Origin of the sequence: Cellvibrio sp. PSBB023, assembly GCF_002007605.1 — a bacterium.
Lineage (GTDB): Bacteria > Pseudomonadota > Gammaproteobacteria > Pseudomonadales > Cellvibrionaceae > Cellvibrio.
On sequence record NZ_CP019799.1, the window covers coordinates 1,277,124 to 1,291,911 of the forward strand.

Annotated in this window: 12 protein-coding genes; 4 read left to right on the top strand and 8 right to left on the bottom strand. The window is 48.2% G+C overall.

From position 1 onward, the window contains the following. Nucleotides 1–58: 58 nt before the first annotated feature. Nucleotides 59–1,123 (bottom strand): ABC transporter substrate-binding protein, encoded by a 1,065-nt coding sequence (locus tag B0D95_RS05725; protein ID WP_078042997.1) that lies wholly within the window; start codon nucleotides 1,121–1,123, stop codon nucleotides 59–61. Between the two features lie 220 nt (nucleotides 1,124–1,343). Continuing rightward, nucleotides 1,344–2,516, bottom strand: a complete 1,173-nt coding sequence (locus tag B0D95_RS05730; protein ID WP_078042998.1) for a sigma-54-dependent Fis family transcriptional regulator — start codon at nucleotides 2,514–2,516, stop codon at nucleotides 1,344–1,346. 399 nt (nucleotides 2,517–2,915) lie between these two features. Between B0D95_RS05730 and B0D95_RS05735 the strand changes: the two genes are divergently transcribed. Next, nucleotides 2,916–4,037 carry an ABC transporter substrate-binding protein gene (locus B0D95_RS05735; protein ID WP_168172405.1) on the top strand — a complete coding sequence of 374 codons (1,122 nt, stop codon included), beginning with the start codon at nucleotides 2,916–2,918 and terminating at the stop codon, nucleotides 4,035–4,037. An 86-nt stretch (nucleotides 4,038–4,123) separates the two neighbouring features. Here B0D95_RS05735 and B0D95_RS05740 read toward each other — a convergent pair whose 3' ends face one another. Genes B0D95_RS05740 through B0D95_RS05750 form a run of 3 tightly spaced genes read right to left on the bottom strand, consistent with a single transcriptional unit; the run spans nucleotide 4,124 to nucleotide 7,549 of the window. Further along, nucleotides 4,124–5,302 carry an LLM class flavin-dependent oxidoreductase gene (locus B0D95_RS05740; protein ID WP_078043000.1) on the bottom strand — a complete coding sequence of 393 codons (1,179 nt, stop codon included), beginning with the start codon at nucleotides 5,300–5,302 and terminating at the stop codon, nucleotides 4,124–4,126. A gap of 32 nt (nucleotides 5,303–5,334) precedes the next feature. Continuing rightward, complete coding sequence (locus tag B0D95_RS05745; protein ID WP_078043001.1) at nucleotides 5,335–6,405, bottom strand: LLM class flavin-dependent oxidoreductase; 1,071 nt, start codon at nucleotides 6,403–6,405, stop codon at nucleotides 5,335–5,337. Nucleotides 6,406–6,445: 40 nt separating this feature from the next. Continuing rightward, nucleotides 6,446–7,549, bottom strand: coding sequence for an ABC transporter substrate-binding protein (locus B0D95_RS05750; protein WP_078043002.1), 1,104 nt, complete (start codon nucleotides 7,547–7,549; stop codon nucleotides 6,446–6,448). Between the two features lie 441 nt (nucleotides 7,550–7,990). Here B0D95_RS05750 and B0D95_RS05755 point away from each other — a divergent pair, with 441 nt between their 5' ends. Next, entirely contained in the window at nucleotides 7,991–9,775 is a 1,785-nt protein-coding gene (locus B0D95_RS05755; RefSeq protein ID WP_078043003.1) for an ABC transporter ATP-binding protein, read from the top strand. Further along, a complete protein-coding gene (locus B0D95_RS05760) occupies nucleotides 9,765–11,687 on the top strand; it encodes an ABC transporter ATP-binding protein (RefSeq protein WP_078043004.1) in 1,923 nt (640 codons plus the stop codon). The genes B0D95_RS05755 and B0D95_RS05760 overlap by 11 nt, the downstream gene beginning before the upstream one ends. A gap of 133 nt (nucleotides 11,688–11,820) precedes the next feature. Here the strand turns inward: B0D95_RS05760 and B0D95_RS05765 are convergent, their stop codons facing one another. Genes B0D95_RS05765 through B0D95_RS05775 form a run of 3 tightly spaced genes read right to left on the bottom strand, consistent with a single transcriptional unit; the run spans nucleotide 11,821 to nucleotide 13,479 of the window. Further along, entirely contained in the window at nucleotides 11,821–12,036 is a 216-nt protein-coding gene (locus B0D95_RS05765) for a molybdopterin-binding protein (protein ID WP_078043005.1), read from the bottom strand. 37 nt (nucleotides 12,037–12,073) lie between these two features. Further along, a complete protein-coding gene (locus B0D95_RS05770) occupies nucleotides 12,074–12,910 on the bottom strand; it encodes an ABC transporter ATP-binding protein (protein ID WP_078043006.1) in 837 nt (278 codons plus the stop codon). Further along, nucleotides 12,910–13,479 (bottom strand): NAD(P)H-dependent oxidoreductase, encoded by a 570-nt coding sequence (locus B0D95_RS05775; RefSeq protein ID WP_078043007.1) that lies wholly within the window; start codon nucleotides 13,477–13,479, stop codon nucleotides 12,910–12,912. Before B0D95_RS05775 ends, B0D95_RS05770 begins: the two co-directional genes overlap by 1 nt. Before the next feature lie 338 nt (nucleotides 13,480–13,817). Here B0D95_RS05775 and B0D95_RS05780 point away from each other — a divergent pair, with 338 nt between their 5' ends. Further along, a complete protein-coding gene (locus B0D95_RS05780) occupies nucleotides 13,818–14,744 on the top strand; it encodes a sulfurtransferase (RefSeq protein ID WP_078043008.1) in 927 nt (308 codons plus the stop codon). Nucleotides 14,745–14,788: the final 44 nt, after the last annotated feature.

Consider the following 14,788-nt stretch of genomic DNA (forward strand, 5'->3'; position numbering starts at 1 on the left):
GGGCCGGTGTTTTGCACCGGCCCTTTTTATTACTTAATGAGTAATACCAAACAATTACTTAAGCGGCAGATTTTTTCACATTAGCCAGTACGGCTTCCAGCGGACGCGAATCAATCCACTGGCGAACATCGACTGCGTTAGGAATAAAATTCCAGCGGTGTAGGAAATTGGTGAAATCTTGCAAGCCTGCAATCGATGTTTCTGATAAGTCAGTTTTTAAACGTAAGTGTGCATCTTCACCGTAGGCTTGGGTAACCCAATATTCACTGCTGTTGGTTTCACGGGCAAGAAAACGACGGGCATCACTTGGGTTTTCCCACGCCCATTGTTCGGCGCGCAATACCTGTTCAACAATATTGACAGCCGAATTAAAGTGATTGTCGAGCAAATTAAGATCAACTGCCAGTGTGCGTGGTGTACCGTTGTTTGAGCGAATTAATGGATCCGGGTGTGAACCGGTATCAATCACCACATGCAAACCAAATTGGTGTGCGGTGTGAGCACCTGAGGCGCCTTTCAGGAAAATAGCATCCACTTCGCCACGCAATAATCCAAGCAGCTCCGCATTGCGACCACCCTGACGCCGCCCGCTAAAAGTATTGGTGCCGGTTTCTGATTGGACCGCAGGCTCGTCGCTGTAAGTACCACCAATGACATAGTCAACCAGTTCTACGTCAGCAACATTTAAACCTTCCAATTTCAGGGCATTTTCCAAACCGCGCAGTGCCTGGGCACGGGTAAAATCAATTTGTACGCGTTCCCACTTTGGCAAACCGAATTTGCGTCCTTTCAGATCCTTAACAGTTTTGATACCCGATTCTGGCAAGGTCAAAATCAGTTGCACTTCATCTGCCCAGGACAAACCGAGCACACGGGTTTCGCGCCCTACAGAGCGAGCCCAAATAGCGGGAATATTGCCACCATGACGTACGGAGTTAACCAAGGTGTGATCAAAATGGGATTCGCGTACCGCTTGATCATTTGATTCACGCAGCGATTTAATTTGCGTGCATTGGGATTTAAAACTTTCTTCCAGCCATCCTTTTTGAACAGCAATACCCAAGCCGGTGGGAACCGGGCAACGGGTGTACCATAATGCATCCAGTGGCTCTGATTTACTCATTGTGAATTGCTCCTGTAAAAGTGAATAACCAAGTCGTTACTTTTTGTGTAAGAGCAAAGCCCATGCCATTCCACTATTTACAAGAACAGGTGATAAAACACGAAAAAACCTTTAAAAGCCGATTAAATAGTCTATTTTTTACCCTCTTACCATAATCACACTGCGTATGACACCGCGCAGTCTGCTGAATAGCACACAGCAGACTGCGCAAAAAAAAGCATCATCCTACGCGCTGCTCTGTCGCCAACTCTTCCGAGTCGTGAGTGGTATCCTCGTATGAGGAATCGCGTAATAACCCGTGACGCTTTAACAAGGTACGCATTACATTGCGCGAAATTCCCAGTAACGCAGCAGTGTGTACCTGGTTATGATTACTGAAATCAAATGCCTCATGCACAATCAGACTTTCAAGGCTATCAAAATAGGCATCGTCCCCACCTTGCTTGAACAACCGACGCAACTGTGCAGCAAAGACATCCAGCGGGCTTTCATTCAAGCTAATCGCACTGGTGTTATTTGCCCTGGCAGCATTATCACTCCAATTGGGTTGGCGATTAGTGAGCAAGTTTTCCCAACCACCCGTCACTTTCAAATGCTCGGCTTTAATTGTGTCCTCGCCAGAAACCAACAGCGCAAAATGAATTACATTTTCCAATTCACGAATGTTTCCCGGCCAGGCATATTTGAGCATTAACTCAATGGACTGTTCGGAAAATGTAGGCTGTTTGTAGCCCATTCTCTGACTGTAAGTGCGCAAAAAATAATCGGCCAAGGGCATAATATCACCAGGACGCTCGCGCAACGGGGGAAGGCGTACATGCGCGATATTAATGCGGTACAGCAAGTCACTGCGGAAGTGCCCTGCATTAACCGCGTAATCCAAATCCACGTTGGTTGCTGCCACAAGGCGCACATCCACTGGAATACTTTTACGCGAACCAATGCGTACGACTTCGCGCTCCTGTAACACACGCAACAACTTAACCTGTAGGGGCAAAGGCAAATCGCCAATCTCATCCAAAAACAAGGTGCCGCCATTTGCCGCTTCAAACCAACCTTCACGCTTGCCAATGGCGCCGGTAAAAGAACCCGCCTCATGGCCAAACAACTCACTCTCAGCTAACTGATCACTAATTGCACCACAGTTCACCGCAAGGAAAGGCCCCTTGCGCCCGCTCAGGTGATGGATATGGCGAGCGACCAATTCCTTACCGGTCCCCGTTTCACCACCAATGAGCACAGGTGCCTCACTAGGTGCTATTCGCTCGATATAGTCCAGTAGTTCCGCTGAAACTGGATCGGAAAAAACCAAAGCTTTGGCTCTGACAGACAAAGGCTGGGCGTTACCACCTTCCAATGACAGAATTACAGGTTGTTTTATTTCTTCGCTCACGATGTTTACTCAATACTGGGAAAGCTTGTTGGGTTAAGGACGCGCCTTAATGTTTGCGCAGTGTAAAAGCAGCGCAGCAAATTCTTAAGGAATTTATAACTATAAACTTATAACCAATTTGCAATGCCTTTAGCGCTCAATAGAAAATCATCTTTAAGCGGTTATCTGCAGCCCACCAGAAAAGAGACCTGCTGAAAAACAAACACCTTGCAATTTTAATGTTGGCCATTCAACACAAATTAGCGGAAAAAATTAAAAATCAATAAAAACCAGTCATTTTCAAGACAACTAAAAATGGCACAATTAGTGCAAATTTTTAGAGAAAAATTAAGCGTATTTAAAATACTGACTGGTAAAAATGATGATGGAAAGACGATTACGGAGAGTACAAATAATTTTATGACAAACAGATTCGGACGTTTAAACCAACTACTTTATGCCCGCTGTCCTGTTCCGTCACCACTGGCATTGGCTATGCAATTGGGGTGGATAGAGGAGGCAATGTATCAACTCGCCAACATCGAGGTGCGCTCGCTCTTTGAAAGCACCAATCCAACCGATATACCGCGGCATTTTGATATCAACCAACTCAACGCCTTCCGTCAGGGAGGCAGTGCACCGGTTATTTGGGCCAAGTCAAAACAGCAGGATACGCGGGTCATTGGATTGACCTGGACCGATGAATATCAATCGCTGATTGCCCTGCCCCAATCTGGCATACAGCAGGTAAAAGATTTACGCGGGCGTCGCATTGGTTTACCCAAGCATAATGTACCGCTGGATCATTCACGGGTAGCAGCGTTACGTGGCTTCAGTGTGATGCTGGAAACCGAAGGTTTGTCACTCAAGGATGTAGAGATTATTGACTTGCCCGACCATGAAATTCCCACACAAGTTCGCGATGGGCAAATAGTCTCCACTGGAACAGGACGACGCGGTCGCTACAGCTACAGTAGTGAGATCCATGCCATTAGCCATGAACTGGTAGATGCTGTCTATGTAAAAGATGTGCGCGGTGCGCAGGCAACCCACCTGCTCGGCGCACAGGTTATTGCCAATATTAACCAATACCCGGATCCCTACGTACGCCTGAATAATTGCACGCCCAGACCACTCACTATCAACAGTTGGTTGTTGGAGCACTATCCACACCTGGTGGATTGTTTGTTACTGCAAACCCATATGGCGGGCGCTTGGGCACAAGATCACCCACTGGAAACCCTGGCACTGCTAAGCCGTGAAGTAGGATGGTCGGAAAACTGGATCCAATATGCTTATGGCAATGAAGTGCATCAAAGTTTGCAATTGGATTTAACTGCAGAAAATATAAAACGCTTGAGTTTGTATAAGGACTTTTTATTACAACATCAGTTTATTACCCAGGATTTTTCTATCGCACACTGGATTGATCATGAGCCCATGGAGCGCTTGTTGCGCAAACATAAACCGTTCAACCGACGCAAACCATTAGTATTGGGGAGCAAAACTGCAGGTGCCAAATCGAAGGGGCTTATTCATTAGTTTTATTCGCTTGGTTGGAATTGCACCAGGAAAAACAATAACAGCAGTATCACCGGAAAACGGCTGTTATTGCTTTGGTATGAATATCAAGCCGATAGCGATAAAGAGGGTGTTTCAGCAATACCTTGTGAGCGCCCTCTCACCAACGGCAACACCTCTTCTCCCACACGATAAGCCTCCTCCAAATGCGAGGTGCTGGCCAGAATAAACGCGTCAGCGCCAAGCGCAACCAAATCGTCAAGCCGCTGTGCGACCTGTTCATAACTGCCAACAATGCCCTGCCCTTGCCCACCGCGTAGTAAATTAAACCCGGACCAGATATTCGGCTCGACAATTAAATCCTTATAGCTGTTAACCTGACTGGGACGAAACCCGCTTTGGCGACTGGCACCAACAGAATCACCCTGACGCGCCCACTGCTGTTTGAAACGCTCCAACTGCACTGCATCCAGATTTTCAAACCCGCGCCGCACTTCGCGCCACGCTTCTTCCTCGGTAGCACGCGCCACAATATCCACCCGCACCGCACATTTTATTTTTCGCCCCAATTGATCAGTCTTGGCTTTTACACGATCAAACTTTTCACGCAATTGCGCCAACGGCTCTAACCAAGACAAATAATAATCCGCATGCTTTGATGCAGACACCAAGGCTGCATCCGATGAACCTGAAAAATATATTTCCGGAAATGGCTCGTGATTTAATGGAAATGGAAGCTGCGCATTTTCTACTTGATAAAAACGCCCCTGATAATCAAATGGCGTGCCTTGCCAAACACCGCGTAAAATATCTAGGAACTCTGTGGTACGCGTGTAGCGATCATCGTGAGCAAAAGAATCGCCCCACCACAATTGGGATGGTCCACCACCGCCGGTAATAATATTAAACAACGCCCTGCCACCGGTCGCACGCTGCAGGCTGGCAGTCATTCGCGCCGCCGTAACCGGATTTAAAAAGCCTGGCTGAAAAGCAATCATGAAACGAAAGCGACTTGTCTCTCGCGCAAGAAATGACGATATAGCCCATGGCTCGTCGGTCATCGGAAAAGAAGGTAATAAGCCGCCCTGAAAACCGGAGATTTCAGCGGCGTGCGCTACCTCGGCAATATAATCGATATAACTGAAACCATCGCGCCCCCCACCGGCCAAACCGGGATGACGTATATGATCTTGCCCTTGATACCAATCGCCGCGATACGGCAGACGTGAACGATGTGAACTGGGTTCGCCGTGAGTTGGAATACGCCAAAAAAAATCAAGACTCATAATAATTCCTCAAGTATTTTGTGTGGCAAAAATCAAGCCGCCACAACCAATCCATTGGCTTCAGCAATCGCTTTTCGCAGCGCGGGCAATAAATGCTCACCCACACGATAAGCCTCTTCCAAATGTGGACTACCAGCAAGAATAAAACTGCTAATACCCGCATGGACATAACCCACCAACTGCGCAAGCACTTGCTCATAGCTCCCCACCAAGGATGCTGTGGCATCGGTGTGCGTAACAGGCAAAGACCAAAGCCCCGGCGCTAATTGCACTGCATCCCCCAGACCGGCTTGCTGCCAAAACCGCTGCGCATCGGCCAACGCTTCCTCTTCCGATTCACGTGCGAGCACATTGATACGCAAACCAACCGCTAGCGCTCTACTTTGTTGCTGCGCCAACACATGCAACTGCGCAATCACTGACTGCAACTCTGTTATGGGGGCCGCATCCAATAGATGCACATTCGCATGACGTGCAGATAATTCATAAGCTGCCGTGTCATTGCCACCGAGATAAATTTTTGGCACGGGGTTATTGCCGAGCGGCCCTTGAAAACCACCCTCCAGCACTTCAAAAAAGTCGCCTTTAAAACTGAACGGCGACTGGGTAATAACACCTTTGGCAACCGTGAGAAATTCATCAATACGCGGCAAACGTTTTTCATCGGCAACAAAGTCGCCTAATTGGCGCCGCTCTGCTGCCGTACCACCCGGTGTTAGCTGCCAGGCAAATCGTTGGTTACTAAACCGCTGGTAGCTCACCGCATTTTTTGCTGCATACACCGACGAACCACGGGATGCTTCAAATTCGGTGATCAAACGCAAGTGCCGGGTATTACGCGCTAAATAACCGGCAACAATCCAGGACTCATCGCCCTGGGGATCATGAGGAATCTGAATACCATCAAAACCAGTTAAATCAGCAGCGCGTGCAATCTGTAAGAGATAATCAAAATAATTAAAACTATCGCCACGAGGATCAGTAATCTGTGGGCCATAGGGATAGGCATCGCCGGGCAAGCGCTCGGCGCGTTTATAACGGCGCGCATCTGCATAACGCGAATCGCGGGCACCGGGCAATTGCCAAATAAATTCAACAGACATATCAACTCCAAATAATCAAGCTGTCAGTGAGACATTGGCATCACGCCTTTCCCTTTTCGCGCCACTGCGCCAATAATTCATGGGCAGCAGCCAATGGGCGATGATCCACCCAATCGGAAAAATCAAAATCATGTTCAAGGAAACCATGCAACCACAGCGATTTTTTCTGCTGTTCAAACCATGCCAAACGCTGGGGCGATAAATCCGGGTGCAGTTTTTTATGGAAATCATCGCGATAGGCATCTGCTACCGCACTGCCGCTACCGCGAGTTTCCGATTCCAGAATCTTATGCACTTCAGCTTCATGGCTTGCTGCCCAATCTGCCGTGCGTAAGGTTTGCGCCAGAAAACGCACTAACTCATCAAAATGGTTATTGATAAAGTCCTCATGGACAGTAATTGGGCGCGGAGTGCCGTTGTTTACGCGGTAGGTTGGATCAGGAATGCGATCCAGATCAATCCCTACCACCACTCCCGCCGCACGGGCGGCATCTACTGCTGATGCGCCTTTTACATAAACCGCATCCACTTTTCCCTGCACCAGATAATCAATGCCTCGCCATAAATTACTCAGACCATCTTGCTGCGCAGCGGCGGTATGATCACCCCGCGTTGGATGCGGACGATTAGACGGCACCTCTACCAACTCGACATCATCAAATGTTAAACCGGCGTAATGCAACACACCGCGATAGCCTTGCAGCGACATACCGCGTGCGATACTGGTTCCGCGTTGGTGACTGGCAATGGGATGCTGATTCCAATCCGGCAATGCAAGGCGCTTGCCTTTTAAATCTTTTGCTGCGCGAATCGCGGAATCCGGGCGCACCAAGATTGCCTGCCGCTCCTCAATCCAGGTCAAACCAATTAATCGCGTACTCGCGCCTTGGGCACGTGCTGCAAGCGCCAGAATATTACCGCCTTCGCGCACCAGAGTTGGCAAATCATGGTCGTAGTGGTGACGGCCTAAATCGCGATTTTCCTGCAATGTATCCAGCGCAATACCGTCTACCGAAAATTCGTCGCTTAACCAACCCAATTTATAGGCCAATCCCGTTGCGGTTGGCACTGGGCAGCGGGTAAACCAAATTTGTTCCAGTGCGGCCGCCTGCACAGGCTGGCCAATTTTTAATGATGCAGTCATTAACAGACTCCTTGCTAACAGATTTAATCAATCAATAAACGCCGCCTGCTACTTACACCAACAAGCAGCAAGGACAGTAAATAATTACGCAAGGGTTAAAGCAGAAAGTGTTCCAACACGTTACTGTGCCGATAATAGTGGGATATTTTATTTTTTCACTGACACAAGTGCGCAAAACACAACACACGGGGCGCCACTATTGTTCGCAAAACAACAAACTATTTAACGGTGGCTAAGCCTAAGGATTAAAAACTGTCGGTTCAGCAACAATTTTCTGTGTTTTCACACTACAACCGCACAAACAACATTCAATCATCTGCCTCTGCTAATTTGGCCTACACCTTGCTATGCGCTACTGAAACCACTGCATAAAAGCACACAGAACCCTGTAGGGATAACAACACTGGTAATCCCCCTTTCTTTTTTTGGAACCTCAAGCTCATGAGTAAGACTTACCCCTTATTGCGCTGCCTTGCGCTCTACCGCGAAATGCCCTGGCGCTTTGCATTAACGGCAACCCTGTTTGCTGTGGGCAATTTAAGTATGGCTTGGCAGCAATGGCTGCTGGGCCGTGCCATTCACGATGTGGAATTAGGCAAAGCTGTCGTAACACACAGTGATGGCACACTGGATTATTCTGTTGCCTTGGGCTGGCTCGCCATTTTGGTTGCCATTGCCTTTGGGCGCGGTGTAGTGCAATACCTGTCCGGATTAATGGCACTGATCATTGGCCAGGATTTATTATTTATTTTGCGCGAACGCATTTTTTCTCAAGTGCAACACCTGGATCTGGCTTATCACCGCGAACACGGTGTGGGCGGCATGGTGACACGCACCACGCGCGACGCCGATAAGCTGCGCGACGCACTGGTGAATTTCTGGCGGCAAGTATTTGAAACTGCGCTATTAATTATTGCCACTGTTGGCATGCTATGTTGGTACAGTCCACTACTGGGCTTGGTGCCACTGGTGATTACGCTGGCTGGCATGGCAATACTGGTATCGCAAACCGATCATTTGGTGACGCTGGATCGCGCTGTAGGCCAGGCCTATGACGAGGTCAATCAAAACCTCACCGAAGGTGTTAGTGGTGTGCGTGTTATCAAAGCCTTTAGCCTTGAGCCATCACGCATAGCAGACTTTAGCAATCAGGTTAACGCCTTCGCATTTCATTCTCGTCAAGCATTGGCCTATGCCTGCTCACATATTCCACTGCCGCAAATTATTATTGCTTTGAGCCATGTGTGGGTACTTGCCTATGGTGCTCACCTGATTGGCAAAGGCGAATTAAACCTCGGTGAATTTATTGCATCGGTACTCCTTGCCAATACGCTGGTCCTGCGCGTTGAAGGCATAGGCCGGGTAATGCAAGTATTTGCTGATGCACGGGCATCAGCGGCACGCATTTGGGAATTACTGGATGCAAAACCCGGCATTATCAGCGGCACAGAAAAATTACCCCAGGGGGAATTGGGCGTGCACTTACGGGATGTGGGCCTGCATCCTGCGGCGCAGGATAACGCCATACTCCAACACTGCTCGCTGGATATAAATCCCGGCGAAATTGTTGCCTTGGTAGGCACTACCGGCAGCGGGAAAAGCACATTACTCAGTTTGCTTCCGCGCCTGCTGGACGCCGATGAGGGCACCATTACCATTGGCAGCGATGCGCTGGGCTGGAAAAATATCAAACAATTGGACACAACAGATTTGCGACGGCGTGTTCACGTTGTACCGCAAGAAAGTTTTTTATTTTCCGATACCCTGGCCGCCAATATGCGACTTGCCAAACCCGATGCCAGCGATGCAGAGATTCTTGAAGCACTGCGCCTGGCCAGTGCCGAAGATGTATTACGCCGCTTGGAACACGGGCTCGATACGCGTATTGGCGACCGCGGGATTACCCTTTCCGGCGGTCAGCGCCAGCGTATTTGCCTGGCGCGGGCACTGCTCAGCAACGCCTCAATACTCGGCCTGGACGACGCCACCAGCGCCTTGGATGCCACCACCGAACGACGCATTATCGACAATTTACGTGAACTCAAACAAAGCCAGGGGCGCGGCGTAAGCCTGCTCATCGTCTCTAGTAAATTATCCACTGTGTTGTTGGCCGACAAAGTAGCACTCTTGGCGCAAGGTCAAATTGTTGCCGTAGGTACTCATCAACAATTGGCACAACACAATTCAATTTATCGCGAACTGATGGGAGTCGCCGATGGCCACTAATATTCGAGGCAATACCGCCCTGAGCGATATTCAATTAGAAGAAATACTCGCTAAAACATCTCTTGAGCGCGGTATGTTTTTGCGCTTGCTACCACTACTTGGCCCGGTAAAAAAACTGGTGCTAGGCGCCATTATTATTGAGGCATTATTGGTTGCTGCTATTTTTATGCGCCCCTGGCTTGTCAGCCACTTGATTGATGCAGGTTTTATTCGCACAGCGGAGACAATCAGTGTGGATTATCAGGTCGTTTTGTGGACGGGTATTGCATTTACCCTCACCTGGGCAGCGCGTTTTTTATTGGCAGGAATAGGACAATACTTGAGTGGGCGTGCCGCTATTCATGTGATTAACCAATTGCGCATTCGTGTTTTCAGCCACGTGCAAAAACTCAGTGTGGGTTATTTTGATCGCACCAAAGCGGGCCGCATTACTGCCCGCGCTGATAGCGATGTTAATGCACTGGAACCCCTCTTAATTCAAGGCCCGCCTGAGCTACTCTCCGCCCTGTTGCGCTGCCTGGTAGCAGGCGTGATGCTCTGGTTAATTTCGCCACTGCTATTTACTAGCATTGTTGCCATAGTGCCCATCATGATCATTGCCACGGTTATTTTCAAAAAAATATCCCAGCGCAACTGGGGAATTGTGGCAGAGAACCGCAGCCGTTTTACCGCACATTTAGTAGAAACCGTGGCCGGCGTTCGGATTATTAAACAAAACGCCTACGAGGCAAGCAACCACCAGCGCTATTACACACTGGTGGATAATTTCAATAAAGCATTAGTGCATGGCAATATTCGCGCAAGCTGGTTTGCGCCCTTTACTGCCATTCTCACTACAACCGCAATGGCTGTGTTATTAGTGGTGGGCGGCCGCGGTGTGGCACTGGATCAAATCACCATGGGGCAATTAGCTGCCAGTTTATTTTATGTTTTTATTTTTCTGGCACCGCTGCAAGAGTTAAGTGATTTATTCGAGCGTTATGCGAATGGCTCCGCCTGTGCACAACGTATTTTTCTCATGCTGGATACCCAACCGGAAATTATAGACCCGGAACAACCTCACCCACTGCCACAGGTGGAAGGGCATGTGGCTTTTAATCAGGTGAAATTTGCCTACTCGCCACAGGCAACACAGTGGGTCATCGACGATTTGAATTTACACTTGCCAGCCGGTGAAGTCTTGGCAATTGTTGGTCCCACCGGCCATGGAAAAAGTACACTGGTGCAATTATTAACGCGCTTTTACGATGTCAGCGAAGGCAGCGTAACGGTCGATGGCATTGATGTGCGCGCACTGCGCCAAAGTGATTTGCGTCGCCACGTCGGTGTAGTGCTGCAAGATAATGTGCTCTTCAGTGGCAGTATTCTGGACAACCTGCGCCTTGCAGCACCGGAGGCCAGTGATGATGAGTTAATTACAGCCGCCGAAGCGTTGGATGCGCATGAATTGCTGGTTGCATTACCCGAAGGTTATCACACGCAAGTTGGCCCACTGGGTTCACTCTTGAGCCATGGACAGCGGCAATTGGTGTGTTTGGTACGCGCTTATTTAGCTAACCCTGCCATTCTGGTTTTGGATGAAGCCACTTCCGCCGTGGATGTAAAAACCGAGCGTCGCTTGCAAATCGCCTTGCGTAGACTTTGTGAAGGCCGCACGGCGATTATTATTGCGCACCGTTTATCTACCATTCGCGATGCCGATCGCATCGCTGTGATTCGCGAAGGAAAGGTTGTTGAATTGGGCAAGCACGATGATCTTATTGGTGCGCAGGGATTTTATGCATCGCTCTATAAGGCCTATGAGGAAAACAGTATTGGTGTCATTGTTGATACAGGGAAAAATATTCCAGTTGAAACAGAATCAAAAACCAATTCACTTCAGAGCAGGCAATTACCGCTTAAAAATAAATAGTGATTAAAATAATAAAGCCCGGCACTTGTTGCCGGGCAATATAAAAAATACGTCACTGCGAATTAAGCGTAAAACCATCTTCCGGTGCGTTTAACTACAGCGCCATCAATTGATAGTTAAAATGAACTGATAGTTAGAATGCGGCGACGGATACGTCGGTAGATTTGATCAAAGCAACTACCTCTTTACCAACCACCAAACCCAAATCATCTACGGAACGAGTAGTAATAACGGAGGTAATAATTCCAGCAGGCGTTTCTATATCCACTTCCGACACCACTGATCCACGCACAATCTCTTTAATTTTCCCATGAAACTGATTGCGCACATTAACTGCTGTAATAGACATAACCCTCACCTTTTTAAAAGTTTCCAAGAAAAATACATTACCAGGACAGACGAACCTCGCCCAAGCGATTAAAGTCCACAAATGTTTGATGCGTACCTTTACTGGTATCTTCACCATTAATTTCCGCTAATGCCAAGCGCTTTACAGTATTGAAAGGCGCACTATTGCGATCGCGCGGATGTGCGCCAGGGCCAACCAATATTCGCTTAATGCGCCCGGGATTAGGCTCCATAATCACTATGCGATCCGCCAGAAAAACCGCCTCTTCCACATCGTGTGTTACCAAAATCATCGTGATATTTTCTTTGTGCCAAATTGCTTGCAACTCCTGTTGCAAATAGGCACGTGTCATTGCATCCAACGCGCCAAAAGGCTCGTCAAGCAAGAGCACATCCGGGCGATTAACCAGTGCGCGCGCAATCGCCACACGCTGTGACATACCGCCCGACAACTGATGGGGCCAAGCCTGCTCAAACCCTTTAAGGCCGACCAATTCAATATGTTGTTGCACCAAATCCTTTTTTTCTGCGGCCGACACTGTGGCATTTTTAAGCGCAATGGCGACGTTGTCATAGACGGTCAACCACGGCAGAAGGCGATGCTCCTGAAACACAATGCCGCGTTTCAAACTGGGACCAGTCACCGGTTTTCCTCCCAGTGAAATCTCACCGGAATAATCGATATCCAGCCCGACCAATAACCGCAAGAGTGTCGATTTTCCGCAGCCGCTACTCCCCAAAATACTGACAAATTCACCGGGGTGTACCGTCAGGTTAACTTCCTTTAACACCTCCAAGGCAGCGCCTTGATGATGAAATGTTTTGCCGATATTTTTTAACCGTAAAATCGAATCAGGAATGGCATGGACACCCATTAGACAAATGCCCCTTCGGGTTCTGATTTGGCGACGGCAGGTAATAGACCGCGCTGTAAACGCAGCACTTCATTAATGGCTACATCTACCCGCTCCAATACACTGGGATTACTCAGGTAGTAACCGTCAAAATCCGAGGACTGACTATAAATACCCGTCGGTACAGTGAAAGAACCCAAACTATTAAACAGTGGACGTAAATGACTTTCCAAAATTAAAGCGTGGTGCGCACTGCCACCATTGGCAGCCAAGATCACCGCCTTCCCTTCCAGGGCGTCGCGTTCTATCAAATCAAACACATGCTTGAATAACCCGGGGTATGCAGCACGGTACACCGGCGATGCCACAACCAATACATCTGCTGCTTCAATACGCTCCAGCACTGATTTCAATTCCGACGGTAAATGTTGACGATACAAAGCACCACCGAAACCCGTCGCGACCTGCGCCAGATCAATCACTTCAGCCTCCACCTTGGCTCTGGTTGCAAAGCGTTCAACAATTGCATTAACCAATCCATGTGTTTTTGACGGAACGCTCAATCCGCCAGAAAAACCTAAAATACGCATAACACTATCTCCACTAAAATAAACTCTGTAAGGCAACTGTAAAATCTGTACCAGCAATACTTGTGCCACCAAAATCGTCACATCAAAACCACTGTTAAGGTTTAGATTGGGGCAATTCACTGCTCAAAAATAAACAGCACCAATAAAGTACTGCACAATAACAAACAGCCCTTTCAGCTCGAATAATCGAAGTGAAATTACAGTTATATAAATATAAAAAACTATTCTTTTATTTTTCCGAATGATCAACCTACTGTGTCCCTGTCTTAGCGACAGATGCCTTGCATGAATCAGGGCGATTCTGTTTACCCTAATATCACTAACAACAAGGAAAAATTATGTCACTTTTAAAATCCATCAGTTACGGCGTTGGCGTAGCACTTTTCGCCATTACCAGCGCGACTCACGCTGCCAGTGAATTTTTGGTTTCTACCGAATGGCTCGAGAAAAATATCAACGAAAAAAATATTCGCATTCTTGAAGTGAGTGTTGACACAGGACAGTTTGAGCGTGGCCACATCCCCAATGCGAGCAATATTAATTGGCATACTGATCTGGTTGATCCAGTAAAACGTGATATCGCCTCCCGTGAGAACTTCCAACAATTGTTGCGCAATGCCGGGATCAATAAAGACTCAACCGTTATTCTCTATGGTGACAATAACAATTGGTTCGCCGCATGGGGTGCGTGGGTTTTTGATGTATACGGTGTGAATAACGTTAAATTATTAGATGGCGGACGCAAAAAATGGGAGAGCGAAGGCCGCCCACTCTCGGTTAAACAAACCAGTGTTAAACCCGGCAACATTAGCCTTGCAGAAGCGAACCCGGCACTTCGCGCCTATTTGAGCGATGTTGTGAGTGTGGCCAAGCAAGAAAATACCACGACAAAATTAGTCGACATTCGATCTGCCGATGAATATAGCGGTAAAATTTTTGCGCCTGCCGGTGTACAGGAACTGTCTATTCGCGCCGGACATATTCCAGGCGCCGTTAATGTTCCTTGGGGGCAAGCTGTAGCGGCCGATGGTACATTTAAATCTGCTGAAGAGTTGCGCAAAGTCTATGCCGCTGTAGGAATTGATGGAACCAAGCCTATTATTACCTACTGCAGAATTGGTGAGCGCTCCAGTCATACCTGGTTCGCACTCAAGAAAATTCTGGGCTACGATGTAAAAAATTACGATGGTTCCTGGACTGAATACGGCAACTCTGTGGGCGTTCCGGTTGCCAACCTGAGCGGTACTGTGTGGGGCGGCAAGTAAATATTTCACGCATTCGTTATTGTTATTTCCTTTCTCTAGTAGCC

What these genes read in the sequence shown, in the direction of transcription:
- B0D95_RS05725 (WP_078042997.1), bottom strand. Translation starts at nt 1,123, where the DNA reads ATGAGTAAATCAGAGCCACTGGATGCATTATGGTACACCCGTTGCCCG.
- B0D95_RS05735 (WP_168172405.1), top strand. Translation starts at nt 2,916, where the DNA reads ATGACAAACAGATTCGGACGTTTAAACCAACTACTTTATGCCCGCTGT.
- B0D95_RS05740 (WP_078043000.1), bottom strand. Translation starts at nt 5,302, where the DNA reads ATGAGTCTTGATTTTTTTTGGCGTATTCCAACTCACGGCGAACCCAGT.
- B0D95_RS05745 (WP_078043001.1), bottom strand. Translation starts at nt 6,405, where the DNA reads ATGTCTGTTGAATTTATTTGGCAATTGCCCGGTGCCCGCGATTCGCGT.
- B0D95_RS05750 (WP_078043002.1), bottom strand. Translation starts at nt 7,549, where the DNA reads ATGACTGCATCATTAAAAATTGGCCAGCCTGTGCAGGCGGCCGCACTG.
- B0D95_RS05755 (WP_078043003.1), top strand. Translation starts at nt 7,991, where the DNA reads ATGAGTAAGACTTACCCCTTATTGCGCTGCCTTGCGCTCTACCGCGAA.
- B0D95_RS05760 (WP_078043004.1), top strand. Translation starts at nt 9,765, where the DNA reads ATGGCCACTAATATTCGAGGCAATACCGCCCTGAGCGATATTCAATTA.
- B0D95_RS05765 (WP_078043005.1), bottom strand. Translation starts at nt 12,036, where the DNA reads ATGTCTATTACAGCAGTTAATGTGCGCAATCAGTTTCATGGGAAAATT.
- B0D95_RS05770 (WP_078043006.1), bottom strand. Translation starts at nt 12,910, where the DNA reads ATGGGTGTCCATGCCATTCCTGATTCGATTTTACGGTTAAAAAATATC.
- B0D95_RS05775 (WP_078043007.1), bottom strand. Translation starts at nt 13,479, where the DNA reads ATGCGTATTTTAGGTTTTTCTGGCGGATTGAGCGTTCCGTCAAAAACA.
- B0D95_RS05780 (WP_078043008.1), top strand. Translation starts at nt 13,818, where the DNA reads ATGTCACTTTTAAAATCCATCAGTTACGGCGTTGGCGTAGCACTTTTC.